The sequence below is a fragment of the Actinomadura sp. WAC 06369 genome (assembly GCF_003947565.1).
Classification (GTDB): domain Bacteria; phylum Actinomycetota; class Actinomycetes; order Streptosporangiales; family Streptosporangiaceae; genus Spirillospora; species Spirillospora rifamycini.
Map to the genome: position 1 here is coordinate 1 of NZ_QHJN01000123.1, position 24,778 is coordinate 24,778.

A 24,778-nucleotide genomic window follows, 5' to 3' on the forward strand; every position below is an offset into this window, starting at 1 on the left:
GGCCTGGGCGGGCCGTCAGCGCAGCACGGAGATGTGCACGTGGTCGTAGTGGTTCTGCGTGATGCTCCCGCGGTCCTCCATCGGCCGCCACCCCTCCCCGGCGCGGGCGATGTTCCAGATGCGCTGCCGCCAGATCACGTAGGACACGCCGAGCCGCTCGGCGTTCGCGACCGCGTACGCCGCGACCTGGTCGCCGTGCCGCTGCGCGGACGCGCTCGGCGGCCGGCCGCCGGTGGTCTGCATGAAGTCGCAGGCGCGGCCGTCCGCGTGGTCCTGCGCGTCGGCCCCGAAGCGGAAGCAGCCGATGGTGGGGAACGGGCCGAACACCGAGTTGACCTCCAGCAGCAGCGTCCGCATCGTGGGCGTCATGCGGTTGCCGGTGATCGGCGTGCTGTCGCCGCTCGCGCCGTCGGGACGTCCCGTCACCCGCGGCCGGTCGCGCCCGCCCGCGCCGTCCGGGGCCCGCTCGGCGGCCCGCAGCCGCGCGACCTTCACGCCCTTCGGCAGGACCTTCTTCAGCCGTCCGGCGAGCTTCTCCAGATCGGCCTTCGGGGCGCTCACCACGAGCCCGTTCCCGCTGGGCAGCCCGAGGGCCCGCGCCTGCTCCCGGGAGACGACGGCGTCGACGTCCTCGATCCCGAGCGACGCGTACGCGCCGACCCGCACCCGGCCGGCCGCCGCGCTGCGGCCCGCCGGGACGACCGTGCCCAGCGGGAACGCGCGGTCGCCGCTCAGCTCGAACGACACCGCCATGCCGCCGGACGCGACCGTCCGCCACAGCTGGTCGGACTCGGCCGTCCGGCGCGGGGTGAACGCCCGGAACGCCGACGGGTCGACGCCGAGCAGGCCGAGCCGCCGCCCGCCGACCTCGGCGTTCGCGGCGTCCACGACGGTGACGCCGGTGACGCCCTTCAGGTCGCGGGTCCGCTCGACGGCGGCGCCCGGCAGCGCCCCCCGACCGGCGATCAGCAGGTCGGCGGTGCGGCTCTCGGTGAACGGCGCGACGACCGGCGGCGGGGGCGCCGCGCCCTGCGCGACCGACACCAGGTTGCCGGGCGCGGCCGGGGTCGCGGGCCGCGCCGGCTCCTCCAGGTGCCCCGACAGCAGGAGCGCGACGTCGATCACGAGCGTGGCGCCGACGGCGGCCGCGACGATCCCCGGCAACGCCCTGCCCCCACGCCGCATCGAGGCCCCCGTCCCGTCGAGCATCCCGGGCGAATCGTCCGTCCCGCCCCTCCCTCCGCCGCATCGTAGGGGAGCGGGCGCCCGGACGGAACCGCCCTCCGGAACGGCGTTCCACGGTGTGCTAGAGGCCGGCGTCGCGGCCGATGATCTCCTTCATGATCTCGTTGGAGCCCGCCCAGATGCGGGTGACCCGGGCGTCCATCCAGGCGCGCGCGACGCGGTACTCGCGCATGTAGCCGTAGCCGCCGAACAGCTGCACGCAGCCGTCGATGATCTGGTTCTGCACGTCCGACGACCAGTACTTGGCCTTGGACGCGTCCACGGCGCCCAGCTCGCCGGCGACGTGCGCCGCCAGGCACTGGTCGACGAACGCCTGCGCGACGTCCAGCTTGGTGATCAGCTCGGCGACCAGGAACTTGTTGTGCTGGAACGCGCCGATCGCCTGCCCGAACGCCTTGCGCTCCTTGACGTACTCGATCGTCTCCTCGAGGACGCCGCGCGCGTGCGCCACGTTCGCGATCGCGCAGGACAGGCGCTCCTGCGAGAGGCGCTCCATCATGTGGATGAAGCCCCGGTTCAGCTCGCCGATCACGTGCGAGTCGGGGACGCGGACGTTTTCGAAGAACAGCTCGGACGTGTCGGCCTCGGGCTGCCCGACCTTGTCGAGCTTCGTGCCGCGGGCGAACCCGGGCGTGCCCGCCTCCACGCCGAACAGCGTGATGCCCTTGGCGCCGCGCTCGGGCTCGGTCTTCGCCGCGACGATCACCAGGTCGGCGTGGCCGCCGTTCGTGATGAACGTCTTCGACCCGTTGATCACCCACGAGTCGCCGTCGCGCACGGCCGTCGTCTTCAGTGCGGCCAGGTCCGACCCGCCGGACGGCTCGGTCATCCCGATCGCGGTGATCGTCTCGCCGCTGCAGAAGCCCGGCAGCCACTTCTTCTTCGCCTCGTCGGTCGCCAGCTCCAGCAGGTACGGGGCGCAGATGTCGATGTGGATGCTGAAGATCGAGTTGTAGGCGACCGCGACCCGGGCCAGCTCCTCGCCGATCACCGCGTTGAAGCGGAAGTCGCCCGCGTCCTGCCCGCCGAACTCCGCCGGCACCTGCATGCCGAGGAAGCCCTGCCGGCCGGCCTCCAGCCACACCTCGCGCCTGAGCATCCGCTCATCGCGGATGTCCTCGTCGAGCGGGAGGAGCGTCCGCTCGACGAACTCCCTCACGGACTCCCTGAACAGCTCGTGGTCGGTCTCGAAGACGGTGCGCCGCATGCGGATCCTCCTGGAATCGGCCGAGAAGGGCGGAAAGGTGCGGTCAGTCTACTGAGCGGTCGCTTAGGATCGGCGCATGGGCTCCGACATGTGGGACGCGGTCGCGCCGGACGCGTCCCGGCGGCTGCTGCGCGCGGCCGTCGACTCCTTCGGCGAGCTCGGGTACCACGGCACGTCCACCCGGCACATCGCCGCCGGCGCGGGCATGAGCGCGGGCGCCCTGTACGTGCACTACCGCACGAAGGCCGACCTGCTCTTCCAGATCGCGCTGACGGTGCACGAGTCCGTCCTGGCGGAGCTGGAGGGCGCCGTGGACGGCGTCGAGGGGCCGCCCGCGCGGGTCCGGGCCCTGATGTACGCGTTTGCGCGCTGGCACGCCCGCCACCACCGCGCCGCCCGCGTCATCCAGAACGAGCTGGGCGCCCTCGAGGCGCCGCACGCCGCCCGGATCGCGGAGCTGCGCCGCCGCGTCCGCGCGCTCGTCCGGGACGAGGTGCGGGCCGGCGCGGCGGCGGGGGAGTTCGACGTCGCCGACGTCGAGGGCACCGCCCGCGCCATGGCGTCGCTCGCCGTCGACGTGTGCCGGTGGTACCGGCCCGAGGGCGCGCGCACCCCCGAGGACATCGGCGCCCTGACGGCCCACCTGTGCCTGCGGATGCTGGGCGCCCGCCCCGGCGGCCCGCCCTAGCGGGGCGTCAGTCCCACCAGAACGACCACCAGGTCTTGCCGCGGATCTCCTCGGCGTACCCGGCGAGGGTGCCGGGCCCCTGGAACAGGATGTCCGGGCAGAACGCCCAGTGCTCGGCCGCCACGTGCACGGCGTGCCGCGTCGTGACGGGCGGCGCCGCCACGCTCAGCTCGAGCGTGTTGAACCCGAGGCCGATGACGCGGGCGCCGAAGCGCTCCTCCCACGAGCGCAGGACGGCGGCGAGCGGCGCGGTCCACTCGTTGTGGTTCAGGGCGCCCTGCCAGCCCACGGCGGCGATGGCGTCGGCGCCCCGCTCGACGGCCGCCAGCCCCAGGGACGGCGCGCGCGCGGCGATCGTCCGGGCGTGCCGGTCGGCGATCACGTCGGGATCGTCCAGCAGGGTGCCGGGCGGGGCGGGCCCGGGGCAGTGCCGGCCGAACGGCGCGAGGTCGTCGTGGTCGTCCCCGGGGGCCTGGTCGACGAAGTCGGTCCAGACCTCGTACATGAAGGCGTGGGGGACGTAGTTGCCGATCTCGGAGACCGGTTCCGGGGCGATCTGCCCCGCGGCCCACGGCTGGTCGGACTCGTCCAGCAGCAGCGGCCACAGTCCGGACCGCTCGTGCTCGGCCCGCAGCCGGGCCCACAGCACGCCGTCGACGGGATCGTCGCTCAGCCAGAACGCGGGCCGCATGAGGTGCTGCCGCTGCGGGTAGCCGGGATCGGGCCACACCACGTCCCCTTCGGGCAGCGGCACCGCCAGCGTCCGCTCGGCCCCGCCGTCCGCCTGGCCGTCGGCCTCGTCGGCGAACAGCTGCGGCAGGTTGCCCGGCAGGTGCCGGACCTCGACATCATCCATTTCACGCCGTTCCGGTACAGAGCATGCCAACGGGATCTTGGCACTCCGTGATGGTAACGGCGTCCGGGGCCGTTCGTGGGGCGAGCCGCCGGGTTCGCCGCCCGGCGGCCCGCCCCGTCCCCGCGTCTCAGCCGTCCTTCCCGCTCCGGCTGCGCTCGAAGGCGGCGGCGCCGGCGGCGAACGCCGCCACGGCGAGGCAGACGCCGGCGATGTTCGCCCACATGCCGTCGAGCGTCAGGCGGGTGAGGACGAAGGCCGCGGCCAGCAGCGTCGTGACGATCCAGGTCGTCGGGGTGTTCACGCGGGGGGAGTCCTTTCGGGGAGCGGTGGGGGTCAGCGAGCGCGGCGGCGGCCCCGGACCAGGAAGTCGATCACGAGGGCTATCGCCGCGACGCCGGTGATCACGCCGATGACGATCTCATACCAGGTGTCCTGCAGCGTGATGCTCGTGCCGGCGTTCACGGCGACCAGCAGCGCGACGAGCGTCCAGCGAACGGTGTTTCCCATGGTGGGTGTCCTTTCGGGTGGTGGTGGGGACGGACGATCCGTACTCGGGCCCGCGGGTCAGGAGCCCGCGGGAGAGGCGCGGCGGCGCAGCATCGCGCGCGCCGGGAGCATGACGGCGGCGGCGCCGGACCCGGCGACGCCGAGCAGGACGGCGGCGACCGCGGGCGGCACGGTGGGCAGCGGCCGGCCGACGACGCCGAGCGCGAACGCGAACAGCGTCACCGCCGCGACGAGCGTCCCGACCAGCACGCCGGTGCCGAGGACGATCAGCGCCTCCAGCCGCACCGCCCGCAGCACCTGGCGCCGCGTCGCCCCCACCAGGCGCAGCAGGGCGAACTCGCGGCGCCGCGCGGCCGTCGCCAGCGCCAGGGTGGTGACGAGGCCGATGACGATGAACCCGCCGATCGCCGCGACGACGATGAGGCTGACGAACCCCTGCAGGCGCACCTCCTGCGACGCGCGCGCGCCGAACGCGGCCGCGTCGATCGCGCGGACGCCGGTGTGGGCGGCGGTGACGCCCCGCAGGTCGGCGCCGTCCTCCGCGCGGACGAGGACGTGGTCGTCCAGCGGGGTGGCGGTGTGCCCGGCGACGAGGTCGCGGGGGAGCAGGACGTCCCCGAAGCCGGGGCCGCGCTCGTAGACCGCGACGACCCGGGGCTCGACGCGCGTGCCGTCCCCGAGCCACAGCTCCGCCTTCGACCCGACCTCCAGGCCGCCCGCGACGTCCTCGCTGAGCGCGACGGCCGTGCCGCGCAGGTCGCGGAGGCTCCCCTCGGACACGTCCGGGTCGATCGTCGCGGCGACGTCGCCGCCGAGGGCGCGGGCGCCGAGCGGCCGGAACGTCTCCTCGCCCAGCTCCCGCACCGGCATGAGGACGGTCGTGCGCTGCACGGCCGCCGCGGCGGTGACGCCCGGTGCGCGGCGGGCCGCGGCGGCGACGTCGCGCGGCAGCCCCGGGCCGTCCGCCACCAGGACGCGGTCGGCGCGGGTGCCCTCCGCCGCCTGCCGGTGCGCCGCGTGGACGACGGTGGCGGGCGCCGACAGCTGCGTGGCGGAGAACGCGACGGCCAGGGCGACCGGCGTCATGACCGCCCCGGCGCGCAGCGCGGCGGCGCCGCTCGCGTGCCGCGCCAGCCGCCCGGCGACGGGCGAGACCCGCTCCGCGGCGCCGCCGAGGGCGCGGGCGCCGGCGCGGGCCAGCAGGGGGGCGAGGAAGGCCATCGCGACGATCAGCGCGAGGACCAGCCCGCCGACGGACGTCGCGGCCGCCGCCCCGGTCGCCGTGAAGGAGAACCCGAGGGCGTTCAAACCGACGAACAGGAAGAAGAGGCCCAGGGCGAGGCGCCAGCGGGGCAGTCCGGCCGGTTCGGCGGAGGCGGCGCCGAGCGCCTCCACCGGGTGGATCCGCGTCGCCCGCAGCGACGCCAGCAGCGCGGTGAGGACCGCGGCCGACACCGTCACCGCGAACGCCGCCAGCACCGGCAGCGGGCTGAGCGCCGTCCCGGCCTCCTCCGGCAGGACGCCGCGGCCCCGCATGGCGGCGAGGATCGCGGCGCCGAGCCCGAGGGACAGCACCCCGCCGATCAGCGCGGCCGGGACCGCGGCCCGCGCCGTCTCGCGCAGCAGGTCCGCGCGGACCTGGCCGGGCGTCGCGCCGACCGCGCGCAGCAGCGCCAGCTCGCGGGACCGCTCCCGCACCGACAGCGCGACCAGCCCGCCGACGATCACCAGCGCCGTCATGATCGCGACGCTGCCGATCGCCATGCCCAGGTCGAACAGGTCGGGACGGGCGGCGGCCACCGCCGGGTCCTCGGCGTCGCCGCGCGCGTCGCCGGTCGCGACGTCCAGCCCGGGGACGGCGGCGCGGAGCGCGTCCGCGTCGAGGTCCCCGTCGGCGAGCACCGCGAGGGCGTCGGCCCTGCCGGGGTGCCCGTACAGGGCGGCGGCCGCCGCGGGCGCGAAGTACGCCGCGCCGGTGCCGGACGGCGCGAGCCCCACCACGCGGTACGGGCGCGGCGCCGCGCCGATCTGCAGCCGCACGGTCCCGCCGACGCCGGTCCCGGCGTCGCGGCCCAGCACGACCTCGTCCGCCGCGCGCGGCGCCCGTCCGTCCCGCGGCTCGACGGCGCCGAGGACCGCCGACTCCCACCCGTGCCCGGTGAGCGCGCGGCCGTCCGGGAGGACCACCGGGAACGACACGTCGGCGACCACGTCGCGGACGCCCGGGACCGCGCGCAGCCGCGCGGCGGCCGACAGCGGGACCCGGGGCCGCTCCGGCACCGGCAGGCTCGCCTCCGAGGGCGCCTCCCCGAGGCGCTCCAGGTGCGTCGCGACGGTGCGCGGCCCGGTCACGACCGCCTCGGCGGCCGCGTACCGCTGGACCGGGGCGTGGGCGCGCAGCGCCGACTCCACCAGCACCCCGCAGGCGCCGATGAGCGCGGCGGCGAACAGCAGCGCCGCGAACACCCCGGCGAACGCCCCCTTGCCCGTCCTCGTGAGGCTCACAGCGACTCCCAGCGGGACATGACGGCGGAGACGGTCGGGGACGCCAGCTCGTCCACGATCCGGCCGCGGCTGAGGAACACGACCGAGTCGGCCCACGAGGCGGCCATCGGGTCGTGGGTGACCAGCACGACGGTCTGGCCGGTCGCGTCGGCCGCCTCCCGCAGCAGCCGCAGCACGTCGCGCGCGGTCCGCGGGTCCAGCGCGGCGGTGGGCTCGTCGGCGAACACCACCTCCGGGCGGGTGATCAGCGCGCGGGCGATGGCGGCGCGCTGCTGCTGGCCGCCCGACAGCTCCGCCGGGCGGTGCCGCAGCCGGTCCGCCAGCCCGACCCGCTCGACGACCTCCGCCAGCCGCGCCGGGTCGGCGTCGCGGCCGCCGAGCAGCAGCGGCAGCGCGATGTTCTGCTCGACGTCCATCGACGGGACCAGGTTGAACGACTGGAACACGAACCCGATCCGCTCCCGCCGCAGCCGCGTCCGCTTCGCCTCCCCGAGCCGGCCGAGGTCGACGCCGCCGATCCGGACGGTGCCGGACGTGGGGCGGTCGAGCCCGGACGCGCAGTGCAGGAACGTGCTCTTGCCCGACCCGGACGGCCCCATCACGGCCGTGAACCCGCCCCGGGCGAGCGTCCACGTCACGTCGTCCAGGGCCCGGACGTCGCCGTAGGTCTTGCCGACCGCCTCCAGGCTCACCGCCGCCGCGGTCGTCTCGGCAGCCGTCCCGGCCGTCATCGCCGTCATGATCCCCCTCTGCGGGAAGCTCCGTCTCACCTGGTCGAAGCTAGGTTCCGGAGGGGGCCGGCCACATCGGCGCCCGCTACACACCCGATGGTGTAGCCCGCTACACCATCGGACGGGGGCACGCCCCGGTGCGCCGCGCCGCACGGTCGCTTACCGTGAGGCCAGAGGTGACATGAACGGGATCTTGAGAAGCGGCGCGACCGGGAGCAAGCGGCTCGTCGGCGCCATGCGGACGGCGCTGCCCGCGCTGCTCGGTCTGCCGCTGCTGGCGTTCGTCCTGGTGCTGCTGCCGCTCCTCCTGCCGTGGCTGCCGCAGGCCGTCCGCCCGCTGCGCGCGCTCGCGAACGCCGAACGGCGCCGGGCCGGGGCGCTGCTGGGCCGCGAGATCCCCGAGCCGTACAGGCCGCCGCGGGGCACGTCCCTCGAACAGGGCGTCCTCCTGCTGAGATCCCCGGACACCTGGCGGGACGTCGGCTGGATGGCGGCGCACGGGTTCACCGGAGTGCTCCTGGGCGTGCTCGCGATCGGCCTGTGGCCGGCGACCCCGGTGTCGTTCTCGCTGCCGCTGTGGTGGTGGGCGGCGCCGGAGGGCTCCCAGGCGGCCTTCATCACGCTCGACTCGTGGCCGAAGGCCCTCACGATGCCGTTCGTCCAGGGCGCCTCCTACGCGTTCCTGCTGCTGTGGCTCCTCCCGCGGGCGGCGCTCCGGCAGGCGCGGCTCGCCGAGGCGCTGCTGCGGCCCTCCCGCCGCACGTCCCTCAGCGAGCGGGTCGAGGAGCTGACCGAGACGCGGGCGGGCGCGCTGGAGGCCCACGGCGCCGAGCTGCGCCGGATCGAGCGGGACCTGCACGACGGGACGCAGGCCCAGCTCGTCGCCGCCGCGCTGCGCCTCGGCCTCGCCGACCGCCGCTTCGACGCCGACCCCGACGCGGCCCGCGCGCTGTTCCTGGAGGCGCGGGAGGGCGTCGAGGAGGCGCTCACGCAGCTCCGCTCGGTCGTCCGCGGCATCTACCCGCCCATCCTGTCGGACCGGGGCCTCGGCGGCGCGCTGCGGGCCCTCGCCGGCGGCCACCCCGTCCCCGTCGAGCTGGACGTCGCGGACGCCGGCGTCCGCGCCCCCGCGGCCGTCGAGGCCGCCGCCTACTTCGTCGTCGCCGAGGCCCTCACCAACGTCGCCAAGCACAGCGGCGCCCGGCGCGCCGCCGTCACCGTCCGCCGGGACGGGGACCGGCTGCGGCTCACCGTGCGCGATGATGGGAAGGGCGGCGCCGACCCCGCGCGCGGCACCGGCCTGGCGGGCATCCGCCGCCGGGTCGCCGCGCTCGACGGCGCCGTCCGCGTCCACAGCCCCGACGGAGAAGGGACGACCCTCGACGTGGACCTGCCGTGCGGATCGTGATCGCGGAGGACAACGTCCTGCTGCGGGAGGGCCTGGTCCTGCTGCTGACGTCCGACGGCCACGAGGTCGTCGCCGTCGCCGACAACGGCCCCGACGTGCTGCCCGCCCTGCTCGAGCACCGGCCCGACGCGGCCGTCCTGGACGTCCGGCTGCCGCCCGGCTTCAAGGACGAGGGCCTGCGGGCCGCCGTCGAGGCCCGCCGCAAGCTGCCCGGGCTGCCGCTGCTCGTCCTGTCGCAGTACGTGGAGGAGACCTACGCGGCCGAGCTGCTCGCCGGGGGAGCGGAGGGCGTCGGCTACCTCCTCAAGGACCGGGTGAGCCGCGTCGACGAGTTCCTGGACGCCCTGTCCCGCGTCGCCGCGGGCGGCACCGCCCTCGACCCCGAGGTCGTCTCCCAGCTGATGACCTCCCGGCGGGACCCCCTGTCGGCGCTCACCCCCCGCGAGCGCGAGGTCCTCGGGCTGATGGCGCAGGGCCTCGACAACGCGACCATCGCCGCGAACCTGGTGATCACCGAGCGGTCGGTCAGCAAGCACATCGGCGCCGTGTTCGCCAAGCTCGGCCTGCCGCCCACCGACAGCGGGCACCGGCGGGTCCTCGCCGTCCTCGCGTACCTGAACGCGTGACGGCATGAGCGGGGGCACGGGCGGGGACACGGGCGACGGGATCCGCGTGCGCCGCGCCGTCCGGGCGCTGCTGCTGGACGGCGACGCGCTCGTCCTGCTCCGCCGGACCCGCCCGGACCGCCCCGTCTACTGGACGACGCCGGGCGGCAAGATCGAGCCGACCGACGCCGACCGCGAGGCGGCGCTGCGCCGCGAACTCGACGAGGAGCTCGGCGCGGTCGCCGGGCCGCTCCGCGAGGTGTTCGCCTGCGACGAGCTCGAGCCGGAACTGCGCCGCGTGCAGACCTTCTACGTGTGCCGCCTGCGCGCGATGGACCTGTCCCGCCGTCACGGCCCCGAGTTCGCCGACCCGGCGAACGGCCGCTACGACGTCGACCGCGTCCCGTGCACCCCCGCCGCGCTGGCGTCCATCGCGCTGATCCCCGCGCCGCTCGTCGCCTACCTCGCCGAGCACGCCGCGGAACTCCCCGCGCTCGCCCTCTGACCGCTACCGGGCCTTGTCATAGATCACTGGCATATGTCACGTTTGCGTGGCCTCAGTGATCAAGGAGCCCCCCCGATGCCGCGTCCAGGTCCCCGCGCCGCGGCCGCCGCGCTGCTCGCGGCCGCCGCCCTCGCGCCCGTCCCCGCCTCCGCCGCCGCCCCCGACGGGCTGTCGGCCACGATCCGCTACACCGAGTACGGCATCCCGCACGTCGTCGCCGACGACTACGCGGGCCTCGGCTACGGGACCGGCTACGCGGCGGCGAAGGACAACGTCTGCCTGCTCGCCCAGGGCGTCGTCACCCTGAGCGGCGAACGCTCCAGGTACTTCGGCCCCGACGCGGCGCCCGACGGCTCCCTGTCGTCGGCGTCCACGAACCTCGCCAGCGACGTGTTCTTCACCGGCATCAACCAGAGCGGCGTCGTCGAGCGACTGGCCGCGCTGCCCGCGCCGCGGGGGCCGTCCGCCGAGATCCGCGCGCTCGGCCGCGGCTGGGCCGCCGGGTACAACCGCTACCTGCGCGAAGGGAAGATCACCGACCCCGCCTGCAAGGGCGCCGCCTGGCTGCGGCCGATCACCGAGAAGGACGTCTACCGGCGCGCCTACGCCCTCGCGATGCTCGGCGGCTCCGGCATGGTCACCGACGCGATCGTGAACGCCGCGCCGCCCGGCGGGAACGCCCCGAAGGCCGCGAAGCCGAGCGGCGCGGAGGTCGAGACGGCCCTCCGGAACCTCATGGCCGGAACCGGGATGGGCAGCAACGCGATCGCCGCGGGCTCCGGCGCCACCGCCGCCGGGCGCGGCCTCCTCCTCGGCAACCCGCACTACCCGTGGCAGGGCGGCCGCCGCTTCTGGCAGGTGCAGCAGACCATCCCCGGCGAGCTGAACGTCAGCGGCGCCGGGCTGCTCGGCTCCACCACGGTCAACATCGGGTACAACGCCACCTTCGCGTGGAGCCACACCGTCGCGACCGGGATCCCGTTCACGCTCACCGAACTCCGGCTCGTCCCCGGCGACCCCACCTCCTACTTCGTCGACGGCCGCATCGAGAAGATGACGAAGCGCCAGGTGACCGTCCAGGCCAGGCAGGCGGACGGCTCGCTGAAGCCCGTCACCCGCACGCAGTGGAGCACCCGCTACGGGCCGGTCGTCACGTCCGTGTCGTCCCTCGACCTGCCCTGGACCGGCTGGAACGCCTACGCGATCACCGACCCGAACGCGCAGAACGTCCGGCTGCTGAACACCTCGCTCGCCCTCGGCAAGGCCCGCACGACGGACGAGGCGGTCGAGGCCCTCAAGAGCACCCAGGGGCTCCCGTGGGTGAACACCATCGCCGCCGACTCCCGCGGCGAGGCGCTCTTCGCGCAGCTCCAGGTGCTGCCCAACGTCACCGACGACTTCGCGGACCGGTGCAACACGGTCCTCGGCCACCTGATGTACCGCATGGGCGGGGTCGCCGTCCTGGACGGCACCCGGTCCGGCTGCGCGCCCGGCGCGGCCGCCGGGACCCTCCAGCCCGGCATCCTCGACCCCGGCCTGTACCCCGTCCTCACCCGCACCGACTACGTCACGAACTCCAACGACAGCCACTGGCTGTCGAACCCGGAGCGGCCCCTCACCGGCTACCCGCGGATCATCGGCGACGAGGAGAGCGAGCGCAGCCTCCGCACCCGCAGCGGCCTCGTCGCCGTCGAGGAGCGGCTGGACGAGGGCCGGTTCACCCGCGCCGGCATGCAGGACCTCGTCTTCGCGAACCGGAACCACGCGGGCGAACTGGCCGTCGACGGCACCGTGGAGATGTGCCGCGACATGCGGCTCGGCGAACCCTGCGACGTCCTCGCCGCATGGGACGGGACGGCCGACACCGGCAGCCGCGGCGCGCTGCTCTTCGACCGCTACTGGCGCAAGGCGACCGCCGCGTGGGACCTGTGGAAGACCCCGTTCGACGTCTCCGACCCGGTCCGCACGCCCCGCGGCTTCAACACCGGCTCGTGGGCCGCCCGCAAGGCGCTGGTCGACGCGGTGAACGAGCTCAAGTCGTCCGGCATCGTCCTGGACGCGCCGCTCGGCGAGCACCAGTACGTCACCCGCAACGGCGAGCGGATTCCGATCGGCGGCGGCACGGAGGCCCTCGGCCTGTTCAACAAGATCGAGGCCGTCTGGACGCCCGGCGAGGGCTACACCGAGGTCCGGCACGGATCGAGCTACGTGCAGGTCGTCTCGTTCGACGGCGACCGCTGCCCCGACGCCCGCACCCTCCTCACCTACTCGCAGTCGGCGAACCCGGAGTCCCCGCACTTCGCCGACCAGACGAAGCTGTTCTCCGAGAAGAAGTGGGTGACCGGACGGTTCTGCGACGGCGAGATCGAGAAGGCCCCGAACCTCCAGGTCATCGAGCTGACCCGGGAATGACGGGCGTGACCGCGAGACCGGCCCGGCCGCCCGGTACGACGAACGGAGGCCCGCACCGGCCGGGACGGTAAGAACGTTCTCCTTCCTGAGAGCGGAAACCCGTTCACCGGAGGCGTGCTACCTCGGCATATTCGTCGACATTGTCCGGAACAGCTAAAAAGTCGTTGTAAGAGTGTGCGTCCAGTGCGTGGGCCGCGAATGCCGGTACGGCTTACCATTTCGCGGATTCCCGCCTCCGCGGCCTACGGCCGGGAAGGAGAAACCGTGAGCCCGCACGCCCCTCGGTTCCGCTGCGCACTCGCCGCCGCGCTCCTCGCGGGAGCGGCGGCGAGCGCCGTCCCGTCCGGGACCGCGCACGCCGCTCCGCCCGTCCGGGACCGCATCGTCGTCACCGCGGACGGTTCCCCGGCGTACACGCTGGCCGGTGACCTGTCGTCCGGCTCCATCGCCGTCCTCGACAACGTCGTGACCTACGAGCCCGACAGGATCGAAGGAACGGGCACCCTTCCGGGCTCCGCGGGGGGCACCGCGAGCGTCTCGTTCGACATCGCGGACCGGGACTTCTCCCTCAAGGGCCGGTTCACCCTCAAGGACCCGGGCGCGGGCGTGGAGATCACCGCCGACATCGACGGCGGCGTCACGGTCCCCGGCACGGCGCAGGTGCGGTGGGAGGGGAAGGGCACGGTCCGGCGCGCGGGCGGCTCCGCCGACCGGCGGGTCGCGTTCACGATCGAGGACCGGCGCCCGGACCCCGGCGACCACGCCGTCCGCTTCACCCACGCGGGGCAGCAGCGGAACGCCATCCTCCGCCTGCCCGACGACTACGACGGCACCCCGCGTCCCGCGCTGTTCCACTTCCCCGGCCTCCTGGAGAGCCCGGCCGTCGCCGAGTGGTTCGGCCGCATGGCCGACTTCGCCCAGACCCGCGGCTTCATCATGGTCACCCCCGAGCACCACGGCGTCGGCTGGCAGGGCGTCCTGGGCGGCACGCCGGGCCCCGACCTCGACGACCCGGGGTTCGTGCGCCGGCTCCAGGACGTCCTCGTCGACCGGTTCGACGCCGATCCCCGCCGCCTGTACGCGTCCGGCATGAGCAACGGCGGCTTCTTCACCAGCAAGACGGCCTGCGAGAACGACCGCTTCGCCGCCTTCGCCCCCGTCGCGGGCCAGCTCAACGACCCCGGCGCCTGCGCCCCCGGGCGGCACGTCCCGATCGTCCTCATCCACGGCGACGGCGACTTCGTCGTCCCCTACGCCACGGTGCGTCCCGCGCTCGACTTCTGGAAGCGCAACAACGGCTGCGGCTCGCGGACCGTGGCCACGGAACTGCCCGACATCGCGCCCGACGACAACACCACCGTCGTCCGCCACGACCACCCCGACTGCCCGGCCGACGGCCCCGTCACCCTCTACGAGATCAAGGGCGGCGGGCACAACTGGCCCGGCGGCACGCCCTTCCTCGGCCCGTTCCTCGGCGGCACCACCTACGACATCGACGCCAACGCCGTGATCTGGGACTTCGTCTCCCGCCACCGCCTCTGACCGGCTGCGCGCGCGGCGCTCAGCGGGGCGTGGCCCGCCCGTCCCCGCGTTCCCGGGCTTCGCCGAACGCGCGCCGGTAGGCGCCGGGGGTGGTACCGAGGGCGGCTCGGCGTACTGGAGCTGGCTGCCCTCCCGGTGCGGCGGCAGCACCATGTTCCGGGCGACCTGGGCGGCGTACGCGGCGCCGTGGTCGACGTAGAGGACGTCCGGATCCACGTGCACCTCGGGGAAGTCGGCGGCGAGCCGGTCGGTGTGGCGCCAGTGGGTGGTGGCGCGGCGGCCGTCCAGCAGCCCGGCCTGCGCGAGGACGAACGCGCCGGTGCAGATGGCGGCGATCCGTGCGCCGCGCCGGTGGGCGGCCCGCAGCGCCTCGGCGACGTCCGGCGCGACCGGCGGGCCGGGCGGCCGCCGGCCGGGGACGATCACGGTGTCCGCGTCCCGGCGGGGCGGCCAGGCCCGCGTCGACGAGGATCGTGCAGCCGGCGGTGGTCCGCAGCGGCCCGGGCCGCTCGGCGCAGATCCGGAAGTCGTAGCGGGCGGGCGCGTCCGGGGGGGACGGTGCCGAACACCTCGGCGGCTGCCACGGTCCCCGCCCTCGCGGACTGATCTCCCGCGCCCTCATCGACTTCTTCGCGGCGCAATAGCCGAACCGTCATACCGGCGTGGGCGAACGGTATTTGATCGGCATGCCCCGGCGGGGCAGGGTGGGGGCGTGGACGATCTCAACGACTGGCCGGGCCGGGAACTGGACGACGAGGCGCTGGACGTCGCGTACAACGTGCGGCGCAAGGCGGGGCCGGAGCTGTTCGAGCGGCACATGGCCCGGTACCTGGCGATGTCGGACGACGCGGTCGCGGGGCTGCCGGGGCATCCGGGGATCGTCTACGACGAGGCGAGCGGCGAGCGGCTGGACGTGTGGGGCGTCGCGGACGGGACGCCGCGTCCCGCGTTCGTCTTCCTGCACGGCGGCTACTGGATGGCGCTGTCGCGGCGCGAGTCGGCGTTCATGGCGCGGATGCTGCACGAGCACGGCGTCGCGACCGTGGTGCCCGACTACACGCTGGCGCCCGAGGCGACCCTGGAGGAGATCGTCCGGCAGGTGCGGGCGGCCGTCGCGTGGGTGCACCGGCACGGACGCGAGCACGGGCTCGACCCCGAGCGGATCGTCGTCGGCGGCAGTTCGGCGGGCGGCCACCTGACGGGGATGACGATGGTGGACGGCTGGCAGGAGGAGTTCGGGCTGCCGCGCGACGTCGTGAAGGCGGCGATGCCGTTCAGCGGGCTGTTCGACATCCGGCCGATCACCCGCGTCTACGTGAACGAGGTCGTGAAGCTGGACGTGGCGCGGGCGGCGGCGCTCAGCCCGGCGCTGCTGCCGCGGGGCGGGTGCCCCGCGGTGGTCGCGGTCGCCGAGCACGACGGCGGCGGGTTCGTGGAGCAGACGCGGCGGTTCGCGCGGCACTGGGGCGTCGAGCCGCTGATCGTCCCGGGGCGCGACCACTTCGACGTCGTGCTCGACCTGGCCGACGCAGGCACCGAGGCGAGCCGCCGGCTGCTGGGGCTGATCGCGTCCGTCACGCGGTGATCGCGGCGGCCTCGCGGCGCAGGTGGTCGAGCATCAGCCGGGCCGACGGGGTCGGGGCGCGGTGCGCGGGGAGGGTGACGCCGACCTGGCGGCGCACGGTCTCCAGCGGGACGGGCAGCGGCGCGAGCTCGGCGTCGGTGCGGGCCACCAGCTCGGGCAGCGCGGCGATCATGTCGGTGTCGCGGACGAGCGTGCGCACGGTGAGCACCGACGTGCATTCGACGAGGTTCGCGGGCGGTTCGAGCCCCTCGGCGCGGAAGACCTGCTCGAGCTCGCGGCGGAGGGCCGTCTGCTCCAGGGGCAGCACCCACGGGTAGCCGAGCAGGTCGGCGAGGGACAGGCCGGGACGCTCGCGGGCCGGGTGGTCGCGGCGCGCGACGAGCCGGACGGGCTCGCCGTACAGGGTGATCTGGCGGAGGGCCGGCTGCTCCTCGATGGGGTTGAGGCGGCCGAGGATCAGGTCGATCTCGCCGTCGAGCAGCCGCGGGACCTGCGCGTCGAACGTGGCCTCCTGGACGATCACGGTGATGCCGGGGCGGGACGCCTTGAGCGCGGCGATCGCCCGGGGCAGCAGGACGTTCGAGCCCGCCAGCAGGGTGCCGATCGTGACGGTGCCGACCTCGCCGTCGGCGAGCCCGCTGATCCGCTCGCCGGCCCGGCGCAGTTCGGCGAGGACGGCGCGGGCGTGCTCGACGAACGCGTCCCCGAACAGGGTCGGCGTGACGCCGCGGGGGCCGCGGGTGAACAGGTCGACGCCGAGGATGTTCTCGACCTCGCGCAGGCTGCGGGTCACCGCGGGCTGCGCGAGGTGCAGGTGCTCGGCGGCGCGCAGGACGCTGCCGTGCTCGGCGATGGCGACCACGAGCACCAGGTGCCGCAGCTTGAGACGTCCGTTGAGCAGGTCGATGGCGCGCATGCCCCACTTAGTATCACAAGTCCGCTATGCCTTCGCGGACGATTGGTATTTGCACGGCATAGCTGGATGGGCGCAGGATCGGGATGTCCGGGTGATCGCATGGGAGGAAGCGGATGAAGGCTGAGCACTATGTCGGCGGGGTGTTCCGTTCGGACGGCCCGGCCTTCCCCCTGATCGCCCCCGCGGACGGGTCCGAGCTGGGGTCGGTGCCCGAGGCGCCGCGGGAGGTCGTGGACGAGGCCGTCGCGGCGGCCCGCGCGGGGCTGCGGGGCCCGTGGGGGACGGCCGCCGCCGAGGACCGCGCGGCCGCGCTCCGGCGGATCGCCGACGGGATCCAGGCGCGGTTCGACGAGTTCGTCGACGCCGAGGCCGCCGACACCGGGAAGCCCCGCGAGCTGGCCGCGACCGTCGACATCCCGAGGGCCGTCGGCAACTTCCGCGCGTACGCCGACCTGCTGTACGGGCGCCCCGAGCGGGCGTACACGACGCAGATCCCCGGCTGGAGCACCGGGACGGGCCAGGCGCTCAACTACACGGTCCGCCGCCCGCTCGGCGTCGTGGCGATCATCTCGCCGTGGAACCTGCCGCTGCTCCTGCTGACGTGGAAGGTCGCCCCCGCCCTCGCGGCCGGGAACGCCGTCGTGGTCAAGCCGTCCGAGGAGACCCCGTCCACCGCCACGCTGCTCGCCCGGGTGATCGACGACGCCGGGCTGCCGGCGGGCGCGTTCAACCTCGTGCACGGGCACGGCGCGGACGCGGCGGGCGCGTTCCTCACCGGCCACCCGGACGTGGACGCCATCGCGTTCACCGGCGAGTCCGCGACGGGCTCGGCGATCATGCGCAACGCGGCCGACCACGTGACGCCGGTGTCGTTCGAGCTGGGCGGCAAGAACCCCGCGCTCGTCTTCGCCGACGCCGACCTCGACGCCGCCGTGGACGGCACCGTCCGCTCGTCCTTCACGCACTCCGGGCAGATCTGCCTGTGCACCGAGCGGGTCTACGTGGAGCGCCCCGTGTTCGACGCGTTCGTCGAACGGCTCGGCGAGCGGGCGCGGGCGCTCGACGGCTACGGCCCGATGATCTCCGCGGAGCACCGCGACAAGGTGCTGGGCTACTACCGGCTGGCCCGCGAGGAGGGCGCGACGGTCGTCGCCGGGGGAGGAGCGCCGGCCTTCGGGGACGAGCGCGACGGCGGCTTCTACGTCGAGCCGACCGTGCTCACCGGCCTGCCCGAGACCGCCCGGACGGTGCGCGAGGAGATCTTCGGGCCCGTCTGCCACGTCGCCCCGTTCGACACCGAGGACGAGGCGGTGCGGCTCGCCAACGACAGCCCGTACGGCCTGGCCTCGACGGTCTGGACGCGCGACCTGTCGCGGGCGCACCGGGTCGCGCCGCGCATCGAGACGGGCATCGTCTGGGTGAACTGCTGGAACCTGCGCGACCTCCGGACGCCGTTCGGCGGCGTGAAGGCGTCCGGGATCGGGCGCGAGGGGGGAGAGTACTCCCTGGACTTCTTCTCCGAGCCCGTCAACGTGTGCATCCAGATCTGAGAGCGAGACCAGTGACACAGAACATCGACGCCGCCGCCGAGCGGCTCGCGGAGGCCCGCGCGACCGGGACCCCGTGCGCGCCCGTCCGCGACCTCATCGGGACGGTCGAGGACGCCTACGCCGTGCAGGAGCGCCTCACCGAGCGGCTCCTCGCCGGCGGGCACCGCCTCGCCGGCCGCAAGATCGGCCTGACGTCCCGCGCCGTGCAGGAGCAGTTCGGCGTCGGCACCCCCGACTTCGGCATGCTGTTCGCCGACATGGCCGTCCCGGACGGCGAGGAGATCCCGGCGGGCGCGGTGCTGCAGCCGCGCGCGGAGGCCGAGGTCGCGCTCGTCCTGGACGACGACCTGGTGCACGAGCGGCACACGGTCGCCGACGTGATCCGCGCGACCGCGTTCGCGCTGCCCGCGATCGAGGTCGTGGGCAGCCGCGTCCGCGACTGGGACATCACGCTGCCCGACACCGTCGCCGACAACGCGTCGGCCGGCATGTACGTGCTGGGCAACCGGCCGGTGCGGCTCGGCGACGTCGACCTGCGGCTGTGCGGGATGGTGCTGGAGCGGCGCGGCGAGCAGGCGTCCACCGGGACGGGCGCCGCCTGCCTCGGCCATCCGCTGAACGCCGCGCTGTGGCTCGCCGACACGATGGTCCGCGTCGGCCGCCCGCTGCGCGCGGGCGACACCGTGCTGACCGGCGCGCTCGGGCCGGTGGTGCCCGCCGCGCCCGGCGACGTGTTCGAGGCGCGCGTCGAGGGGCTCGGCGACGTGCGCGTCGCCTTCGGGAAGGAGGACGGCCGATGAGCGCGGACGTGCGGAAGGCCGACGTGCAGGCCCTCGCGACGACGCTGGAGGAGGCCGTGCGCGAGCGCCGGGCGGTCCCGAAGCTGACCGACGGCGCCGACCTGGACGTCGCCGCCGCGTACGCCGTGCAGCGCGAGGTGATCGAGCGCCGCACCCGGCGCGGGGAGCGGCTCGCGGGCGTGAAGATGGGCTTCACCAGCCGCGCGAAGATGGTCCAGATGGGTGTGGACGACGTCATCTGGGGCCTGCTGACCGACGCGATGCACGCCGAGTCGTCCGTGGACGTCTCCGGGCTGATCCACCCGCGCGTCGAGCCGGAGATCGTGTACCTCATCGGCCGCGAGGTACGGTCGGTCGCCGAGGTCGAGTCGTGCGTCGCGGGCGTGGCCGTCGGCTACGAGATCCTCGACTCCCGGTACCGGGACTTCAAGTTCACCCTGCCGGACGTCATCGCCGACAACGCGTCCGCGGCCCGGTTCGGGTTCGGGGCGTGGCATCCGCCTCGCGACCTGTCGAACGCCGGGCTGCTGCTGGAGATCGACGGGCGCCCGGTGCAGACCGGCTCGTCCGCCGCGATCCTCGGCGACCCCGTGCGGTCGCTGCGGGCCGCGGCCCGGCTCGCGCTCGGCGCGGGCATCCGGCTGGAACCGGGGTGGGTGGTGCTCGCGGGCGCCGCGACGGCCGCCGTCCCGCTGCCCGCGGGCGCGCACGTCCGCGTCACCGGGAGCGGGCTCGGCGGCGTGGAGGTGACGACCTGATGGCCGCGCCGAACGGCGACGCGATCCTGGTCGAGGGCAAGGCGAAGCCCCGCGGCCGGTTCCCGCACGTGAAGCGGGCCGGCGACCTGGTGTTCGTGTCCGGGACGAGCTCGCGGCGGCCCGACGGGACGTTCGCGGGCGCGTCCGCCGACGCCATGGGCGTCACCGACCTCGACGTCCGCGCGCAGACCCGCGCGGTGATCGAGAACATCCGGGACCTGCTGGAGGCCGCCGGGGGCGGGCTCGCCGACGTCGTCAACGTGACGACGTACCTGGTGAACATGAACGACTTCGGCGGCTACAACGAGGTCTACGGCGAGTACTTCGACGAGACCGGCCCCGCCCGCACCACCGTCGCCGTCCACCAGCTCCCGCACCCGCACCTGCTCATCGAGATCTCGTGCGTCGCGCACATCCCCACGACCGGCGAGGAGGCCGGAGCATGACCCTTCCGCAGCTGACCTTCGGGCACCCGTTCAACTTCGAGAAGTGGATCGACGAGCACCGCGACCTGCTGAAGCCGCCGGTCGGCAACGTGCAGGTCTTCGACGACGCGGGGCTGATCGTCATGGTCGTGGGCGGCCCCAACCAGCGGACCGACTTCCACGACGACCCCACCGAGGAGTTCTTCTACCAGCTCAAGGGGAACATGGTGCTGCGCGTCATGGAGGAGGAGGGGCGCCCGCCCGTCGACGTGCAGATCAACGAGGGCGACGTGTTCCTCCTGCCGCCGCACGTCCGGCACTCCCCGCAGCGCCCCGAGCCCGGCTCGATCGGCCTCGTCGTGGAGGTCCCGCGCCCCGAGGGCGTGCAGGAGGCGTTCGAGTGGTACTGCACCGAGTGCCACCGCCTGGTGCACCGCGTCGAGCTGCAGGTCCGCTCGATCGTCGACGACCTGCCGCCCGCGTTCGACCGCTTCCTCGGCGGCGACCGGACGTGCCCGCACTGCGGCGCCGTCCACCCGGGCAAGGTGTGGCCCGAGTCCATGATCCCGACCACGGCGCCCCGCGCCTGAGGCGCTCCCGCAGCGCCCGCCCGACAGTTCCCGACGGAGGCTCCGTGACAGTCATCGACGTCCACGCGCACGTCTTCCCCCGCCTCGGCCGCGCGGACGGCCGCGTCCTCGCCGACGAGGGCGAGCCGTGGCTGCGCGTCCACGGCGACGGCACCGGCATGATGATGAGCGGCGACAGCGAGTACCGGCCCGTCGAGGAGGGCCTGTGGGACCCGGCGCGCCGGCTCGCCGACATGGACGCCGCCGGCGTCGACGTCCAGGCCGTGTCGTCCACCCCGCTGATGTTCGGGTACGGGGCCGACCCGGCCCGCGCCGCGGACTGGTGCGACCTGGTCAACGACCGCATCCTGGAGTACTGCGCCGCGGACCCGGCCCGGCTGCTCCCGCTCTGCCAGGTCCCCCTGCAGGACGCGGAGCTGGCCCGCCGGGTCGCGGCGCGGGCGGCGGCGGCCGGGCACCGCGGCGTCCACATCGGCAACCACGTCGGCGACCGCAACATGGACGACCCCGGCATCGTCGAGTTCCTCGCGCACTGCGCGGACCTCGGCCTGCCGGTCCTCGCACACCCGTGGGACATGCTGGGCGCCGACCGGATGCGCGGCCACATGCTGCCGTGGCTGTCGGGCATGCCCGCCGAGACGCAGCTCAGCATCCTCGGGCTGATGCTGTCCGGCGCGTTCGAGCGGATCCCCGAGACGCTGCGGCTCTGCTTCTGCCACGGCGGCGGCAGCTTCGCGTTCCTGCTGGGCCGCGCCGACAACGCGTGGCGGCGCCGCGACATCGTCCGCGCCGACTCGCCGCGGCCCCCGTCGGAGTACACCGACCGCTTCCACGTCGACTCCGCCGTGTTCGACCCGCGCGCGCTGCGGCTCTTGGTGGACGTCATGGGGACCGACCGCGTCATGCTCGGCACCGACTACCCGTTCCCGCTCGGCGAGCAGGACCCGGGCGCGACGATCCGGGCCTGCCCCGGCCTGGACGACGCCGACCGCGCCCGGCTGCTCGGTGGCAACGCGGCGGACTTCTTCGCCCCCGCCGCCGCGGCGGCCCTCGCCGAGGAGGGCGCCGCGTGAGCGCCGCCGAGACCGAGGCCCTGCGGCTGGACGGCACCGACCCGGTGCCCGCGCTGCGCGACGAGTTCCTCGTCCCGCCCGCCCCCGGCGGCCGGTACGCGGAGGCCGCGTACTTCGCGGGCAACTCCCTCGGCCTGCAGCCGAAGGCGGTCGCCGGGCGGCTCCGCGAGGAACTGGACGACTGGGCGCGGCTCGCCGTCGAGGGGCACACGCGCGCCCGCCGCCCGTGGGTCGACTACCACGAACTGCTCCGCGAGCCCGCGGCGCGGCTCGTCGGCGCGCTCCCGCACGAGGTCGTCGCGATGAACTCGCTGACGGTGAACCTGCACCTGATGATGGCGAGCTTCTACCGGCCGTCCGGGCGCCGGACCCGCATCGTCATCGAGGACGCCGCGTTCCCGTCCGACTCCTACGCCGTCGCGAGCCAGGCCGTCCACCACGGGCTCGACCCGGCGGCGGCGGTCGTCCGGCTGCGGCCCCGCGACGGCGAGGAGCACCTGCGCACCGAGGACGTCCTCGCCTTCCTCGAGCGCGAGGGGGACACGGTCGCGCTCGTCATGCTCGGCGGGGTGAACTACCTGACCGGGCAGCTCATGGACATGCCCGCGATCACCAAGGCGGGCCGGGCGGCGGGCGCGGTCGTCGGCTGGGACCTCGCGCACGCCGCCGGGAACGTCCCGCTGCGGCTGCACGACTGGGACGTCGACTTCGCCGCCTGGTGCACCTACAAGTACCTGAACTCCGGCCCGGGCGCGGTCGCGGGCTGCTTCGTCCACGAGCGGCACGTGCGGGACGCGTCGGTGCCGAAGCTGTCGGGATGGTGGGGCACCGAACCGTCCGTCCGGTTCCGGATGGACCCCGACATCGCCCCGCCCGCGTCCGCCGACGCGTGGCAGCTGTCGAACCCGCCGATCCTCGCGCTCGCGCCCGTCCTGGCGTCCCTGGAGATCTTCGACCGGGTCGGGATGGACGCGCTGCGCGCCCGCAGCGAGCGGCTGACCGGCTACCTCGCGGCGCGCCTAGCGCCCGTCGGCGGCGTCCGGATCATCACCCCGGCCGACCCGGCGGCGCGCGGCAGCCAGCTGTCGCTGCGGGTCGCGGACGCGGGCGGGCTCGTGCGGCGGCTCGCCGAGGCCCGCGGCGTCGTCGCGGACGCGCGGGAACCGGACGTCGTCCGGCTCGCGCCCGTCCCGCTGTACTGCACCTTTCACGACTGCCACCGCGCCGCCGAGGCCCTCGCCGACCTCGCCTAGCGGGGCGCGGGCCCGCCGGCCGCGGCGGGTTCGGGCGCGGCCCCCGCCCCGGACCCGCCGCCGTCCCGGCCGGCCGCCAGGCGCCCGGCGGACAGGGCCATCACCGCGACCACGCACGTGATCGCGCCGAAGGCGGCCGGGTACGACAGGCCCTCGGCGAGCCAGCCCGTGACGGCCGGGGCGGTCAGGACCGACAGGTAGGTGATGGTGGCGACGCCCGCGACGCCCTCGCCGGGCGTCCGGCCCCGGTCGCCCGCCGCGGCGAACACCAGCGGCAGGACGGTCGCGACGCCGATGCCGATCAGCGCGAAGCCCGCGATGCCCGGCACCGGGGTCCGGGCCGTCACGACCAGGACGCCGCCCAGCACCGCGGTCGCGCCGCCGCAGCGCACGACCCGGACCGGCCCGAACGCGCGGACGAGCCGGTCGCCGACCATGCGCGTCGCCGCCATGAACGCCATGAACCCGGTGAAGCTCGCCGCCGCGACGCCGGGCCCGGCCCCGGTGACCTCGGTGAGGTAGACCGCCGACCAGTCGGCGCTCGCCCCCTCGGCGAACGTCGCGCAGAAGCCGACGAGGCCGATGCCGAGGATGGCGCGGTTCGGCAGCGTGTAGCGGCGCGGTGCCGGGGCGTCCGCCGCCGCCCGGTGCGCGAGCAGGCCCCGCCCCGCGAGGAGGCCCGCCGCGAGCAGGGCGGCCGCCATCAGCCCGAAGTGGATCCGGGCGTCGACCCGCCCGTGCGCCGCCACGACGCCGATGCCGCCCGCCAGCATGCTGCCGACGCACCACAGCCCGTGCAGCCCCGACATGATCGGGCGCCCGAGGTGCCGCTCGACGTTGACGGCGTGGCCGTTCATGACGACGTCCGACATGCCGGCGGCCGCGCCGTACAGGAGCATCGCCGCGAACAGCCAGCCGGGCGCGGGCGACAGCGCGGGCGGCAGCAGGACCGCGCACCACAGCCCGATCAGGATCCGGACGGCGGGACGCTCGCCGATGCGGTGCGCGAGCCGGCTCGCGGTCGGCATGGCGAGGAAGGCGCCGATGGACGGGCACAGCAGGGCGAGGCCGAGGACGCCGGGGCCGAGGTCGAGGCGGTGCTCGATCCACGGGATGCGGGTCGCGAGGGTCCCCGCCACGGCCCCGTGGACGGCGAAGACGGCGGCTATCGCGCGGTGGTGGCTCATGGCCCGGCAAACTAACAGGAAGGCTTCCTGATGAAAAGTGCTTTCCGGCAGGGAGCCTGACTAATATGGGCGCCGTGAAGACCGCCGACCCGACGATGGCCAGGGCGATCAACGACCGGCTCGCCCTCGACCTGCTGCTCGAGCACGGCCCGCTGACCGCCACGCAGCTGCGCACGCTCACCGGGCTGTCCCGGCCGACCGTCGCGGACCTGATCGAGCGCCTCCGGGAGAGCGGCCTCGTCGAGCGGGCGGGGGAGACCGGCGCCGACCGGCGCGGCCCGAACGCCCGGCTCTACGGCCTCGTCGCCGGACGCGCGCACGTCGCGGGCGTCGACCTCCGCCGCGACGCCGTCCACGCGGTCGTCGCCGACATCGCCGGGACCGAGACCCGCACCGTGACGCGGCCCCTGCCGCCCGCACGGCCGAAGGC

24 protein-coding genes and 1 pseudogene are annotated in these 24,778 nt (G+C 75.0%); 15 read left to right on the top strand and 10 right to left on the bottom strand.

Annotated features, from left to right (window positions below):
* Window positions 1-15 precede the first annotated feature (15 nt).
* Window positions 16-1,164 (bottom strand): hypothetical protein, encoded by a 1,149-nt coding sequence (locus tag DMH08_RS27825; protein WP_084550768.1) that lies wholly within the window; start codon window positions 1,162-1,164, stop codon window positions 16-18.
* A gap of 142 nt (window positions 1,165-1,306) precedes the next feature.
* Window positions 1,307-2,452: an acyl-CoA dehydrogenase family protein gene (locus tag DMH08_RS27830; protein ID WP_125618745.1), complete on the bottom strand. Its 1,146-nt coding sequence runs from the start codon at window positions 2,450-2,452 to the stop codon at window positions 1,307-1,309.
* Window positions 2,453-2,528: 76 nt separating this feature from the next.
* Between DMH08_RS27830 and DMH08_RS27835 the strand changes: the two genes are divergently transcribed.
* Window positions 2,529-3,140: a TetR family transcriptional regulator gene (locus DMH08_RS27835; RefSeq protein WP_026404134.1), complete on the top strand. Its 612-nt coding sequence runs from the start codon at window positions 2,529-2,531 to the stop codon at window positions 3,138-3,140.
* A gap of 7 nt (window positions 3,141-3,147) precedes the next feature.
* On the opposite strand, the gene DMH08_RS27840 is transcribed toward DMH08_RS27835, so the two are convergent.
* The 5 genes from DMH08_RS27840 to DMH08_RS27850 all read right to left on the bottom strand — a co-directional run bounded on the left by DMH08_RS27840 (window position 3,148) and on the right by DMH08_RS27850 (window position 7,739).
* Window positions 3,148-3,996, bottom strand: a complete 849-nt coding sequence (locus DMH08_RS27840; protein ID WP_026404135.1) for a DUF4253 domain-containing protein — start codon at window positions 3,994-3,996, stop codon at window positions 3,148-3,150.
* 127 nt (window positions 3,997-4,123) lie between these two features.
* A complete protein-coding gene (locus DMH08_RS40405) occupies window positions 4,124-4,297 on the bottom strand; it encodes a hypothetical protein (RefSeq protein WP_157433115.1) in 174 nt (57 codons plus the stop codon).
* A 32-nt stretch (window positions 4,298-4,329) separates the two neighbouring features.
* Entirely contained in the window at window positions 4,330-4,503 is a 174-nt protein-coding gene (locus tag DMH08_RS40410; protein WP_157433116.1) for a hypothetical protein, read from the bottom strand.
* Window positions 4,504-4,560: 57 nt separating this feature from the next.
* Window positions 4,561-7,008 (bottom strand): FtsX-like permease family protein, encoded by a 2,448-nt coding sequence (locus DMH08_RS27845; protein WP_125618747.1) that lies wholly within the window; start codon window positions 7,006-7,008, stop codon window positions 4,561-4,563.
* Window positions 7,005-7,739 (bottom strand): ABC transporter ATP-binding protein, encoded by a 735-nt coding sequence (locus DMH08_RS27850; protein ID WP_026404137.1) that lies wholly within the window; start codon window positions 7,737-7,739, stop codon window positions 7,005-7,007. Before DMH08_RS27850 ends, DMH08_RS27845 begins: the two co-directional genes overlap by 4 nt.
* A gap of 181 nt (window positions 7,740-7,920) precedes the next feature.
* Between DMH08_RS27850 and DMH08_RS27855 the strand changes: the two genes are divergently transcribed.
* From DMH08_RS27855 to DMH08_RS27875, 5 genes are all read left to right on the top strand, one after another.
* Window positions 7,921-9,147, top strand: coding sequence for a sensor histidine kinase (locus DMH08_RS27855; protein ID WP_125618748.1), 1,227 nt, complete (start codon window positions 7,921-7,923; stop codon window positions 9,145-9,147).
* Complete coding sequence (locus tag DMH08_RS27860; protein ID WP_026404139.1) at window positions 9,135-9,773, top strand: LuxR C-terminal-related transcriptional regulator; 639 nt, start codon at window positions 9,135-9,137, stop codon at window positions 9,771-9,773. The genes DMH08_RS27855 and DMH08_RS27860 overlap by 13 nt, the downstream gene beginning before the upstream one ends.
* Before the next feature lie 4 nt (window positions 9,774-9,777).
* Complete coding sequence (locus DMH08_RS27865; protein WP_125618750.1) at window positions 9,778-10,257, top strand: NUDIX domain-containing protein; 480 nt, start codon at window positions 9,778-9,780, stop codon at window positions 10,255-10,257.
* Window positions 10,258-10,332: 75 nt separating this feature from the next.
* Window positions 10,333-12,669, top strand: coding sequence for a penicillin acylase family protein (locus DMH08_RS27870; RefSeq protein ID WP_125618752.1), 2,337 nt, complete (start codon window positions 10,333-10,335; stop codon window positions 12,667-12,669).
* A 264-nt stretch (window positions 12,670-12,933) separates the two neighbouring features.
* Window positions 12,934-14,211 (top strand): alpha/beta hydrolase family esterase, encoded by a 1,278-nt coding sequence (locus DMH08_RS27875; protein ID WP_125618754.1) that lies wholly within the window; start codon window positions 12,934-12,936, stop codon window positions 14,209-14,211.
* Between the two features lie 78 nt (window positions 14,212-14,289).
* Here the strand turns inward: DMH08_RS27875 and DMH08_RS27880 are convergent.
* Window positions 14,290-14,795: pseudogene (locus DMH08_RS27880) on the bottom strand (GlxA family transcriptional regulator); the annotation flags it as partial.
* A 128-nt stretch (window positions 14,796-14,923) separates the two neighbouring features.
* Here DMH08_RS27880 and DMH08_RS27885 point away from each other — a divergent pair.
* A complete protein-coding gene (locus DMH08_RS27885; RefSeq protein WP_233617846.1) occupies window positions 14,924-15,796 on the top strand; it encodes an alpha/beta hydrolase in 873 nt (290 codons plus the stop codon).
* On the opposite strand, the gene DMH08_RS27890 is transcribed toward DMH08_RS27885, so the two are convergent.
* Window positions 15,786-16,712: a LysR substrate-binding domain-containing protein gene (locus DMH08_RS27890; RefSeq protein WP_026404142.1), complete on the bottom strand. Its 927-nt coding sequence runs from the start codon at window positions 16,710-16,712 to the stop codon at window positions 15,786-15,788. The two genes, DMH08_RS27885 and DMH08_RS27890, sit on opposite strands and share 11 nt — an antisense overlap.
* Window positions 16,713-16,825: 113 nt before the next feature.
* Here DMH08_RS27890 and DMH08_RS27895 point away from each other — a divergent pair, with 113 nt between their 5' ends.
* The 7 genes from DMH08_RS27895 to kynU are packed head-to-tail and all read left to right on the top strand — an operon-like array spanning window position 16,826 to window position 23,161.
* Window positions 16,826-18,262: a 2-hydroxymuconic semialdehyde dehydrogenase gene (locus DMH08_RS27895; RefSeq protein WP_125618757.1), complete on the top strand. Its 1,437-nt coding sequence runs from the start codon at window positions 16,826-16,828 to the stop codon at window positions 18,260-18,262.
* A gap of 11 nt (window positions 18,263-18,273) precedes the next feature.
* Window positions 18,274-19,062 carry a 2-keto-4-pentenoate hydratase gene (locus tag DMH08_RS27900; protein WP_026404144.1) on the top strand — a complete coding sequence of 263 codons (789 nt, stop codon included), beginning with the start codon at window positions 18,274-18,276 and terminating at the stop codon, window positions 19,060-19,062.
* Window positions 19,059-19,820, top strand: a complete 762-nt coding sequence (locus tag DMH08_RS27905; RefSeq protein ID WP_125618759.1) for a 2-keto-4-pentenoate hydratase — start codon at window positions 19,059-19,061, stop codon at window positions 19,818-19,820. Before DMH08_RS27900 ends, DMH08_RS27905 begins: the two co-directional genes overlap by 4 nt.
* Window positions 19,820-20,266 (top strand): RidA family protein, encoded by a 447-nt coding sequence (locus tag DMH08_RS27910; protein WP_125618761.1) that lies wholly within the window; start codon window positions 19,820-19,822, stop codon window positions 20,264-20,266. Before DMH08_RS27905 ends, DMH08_RS27910 begins: the two co-directional genes overlap by 1 nt.
* A complete protein-coding gene (locus tag DMH08_RS27915; protein WP_034519673.1) occupies window positions 20,263-20,835 on the top strand; it encodes a 3-hydroxyanthranilate 3,4-dioxygenase in 573 nt (190 codons plus the stop codon). The genes DMH08_RS27910 and DMH08_RS27915 overlap by 4 nt, the downstream gene beginning before the upstream one ends.
* 44 nt (window positions 20,836-20,879) lie before the next feature.
* Window positions 20,880-21,908: an amidohydrolase family protein gene (locus tag DMH08_RS27920; RefSeq protein WP_026404148.1), complete on the top strand. Its 1,029-nt coding sequence runs from the start codon at window positions 20,880-20,882 to the stop codon at window positions 21,906-21,908.
* Entirely contained in the window at window positions 21,905-23,161 is a 1,257-nt protein-coding gene (gene kynU / locus DMH08_RS27925) for a kynureninase (RefSeq protein ID WP_125618763.1), read from the top strand. Before DMH08_RS27920 ends, kynU begins: the two co-directional genes overlap by 4 nt.
* On the opposite strand, the gene DMH08_RS27930 is transcribed toward kynU, so the two are convergent.
* Window positions 23,158-24,348, bottom strand: a complete 1,191-nt coding sequence (locus DMH08_RS27930; RefSeq protein WP_125618765.1) for an MFS transporter — start codon at window positions 24,346-24,348, stop codon at window positions 23,158-23,160. The two genes, kynU and DMH08_RS27930, sit on opposite strands and share 4 nt — an antisense overlap.
* Window positions 24,349-24,422: 74 nt before the next feature.
* Here DMH08_RS27930 and DMH08_RS27935 point away from each other — a divergent pair.
* The coding region (locus DMH08_RS27935) for a winged helix-turn-helix domain-containing protein (RefSeq protein ID WP_233617847.1) at window positions 24,423-24,778 on the top strand (356 nt) is incomplete at its 3' end.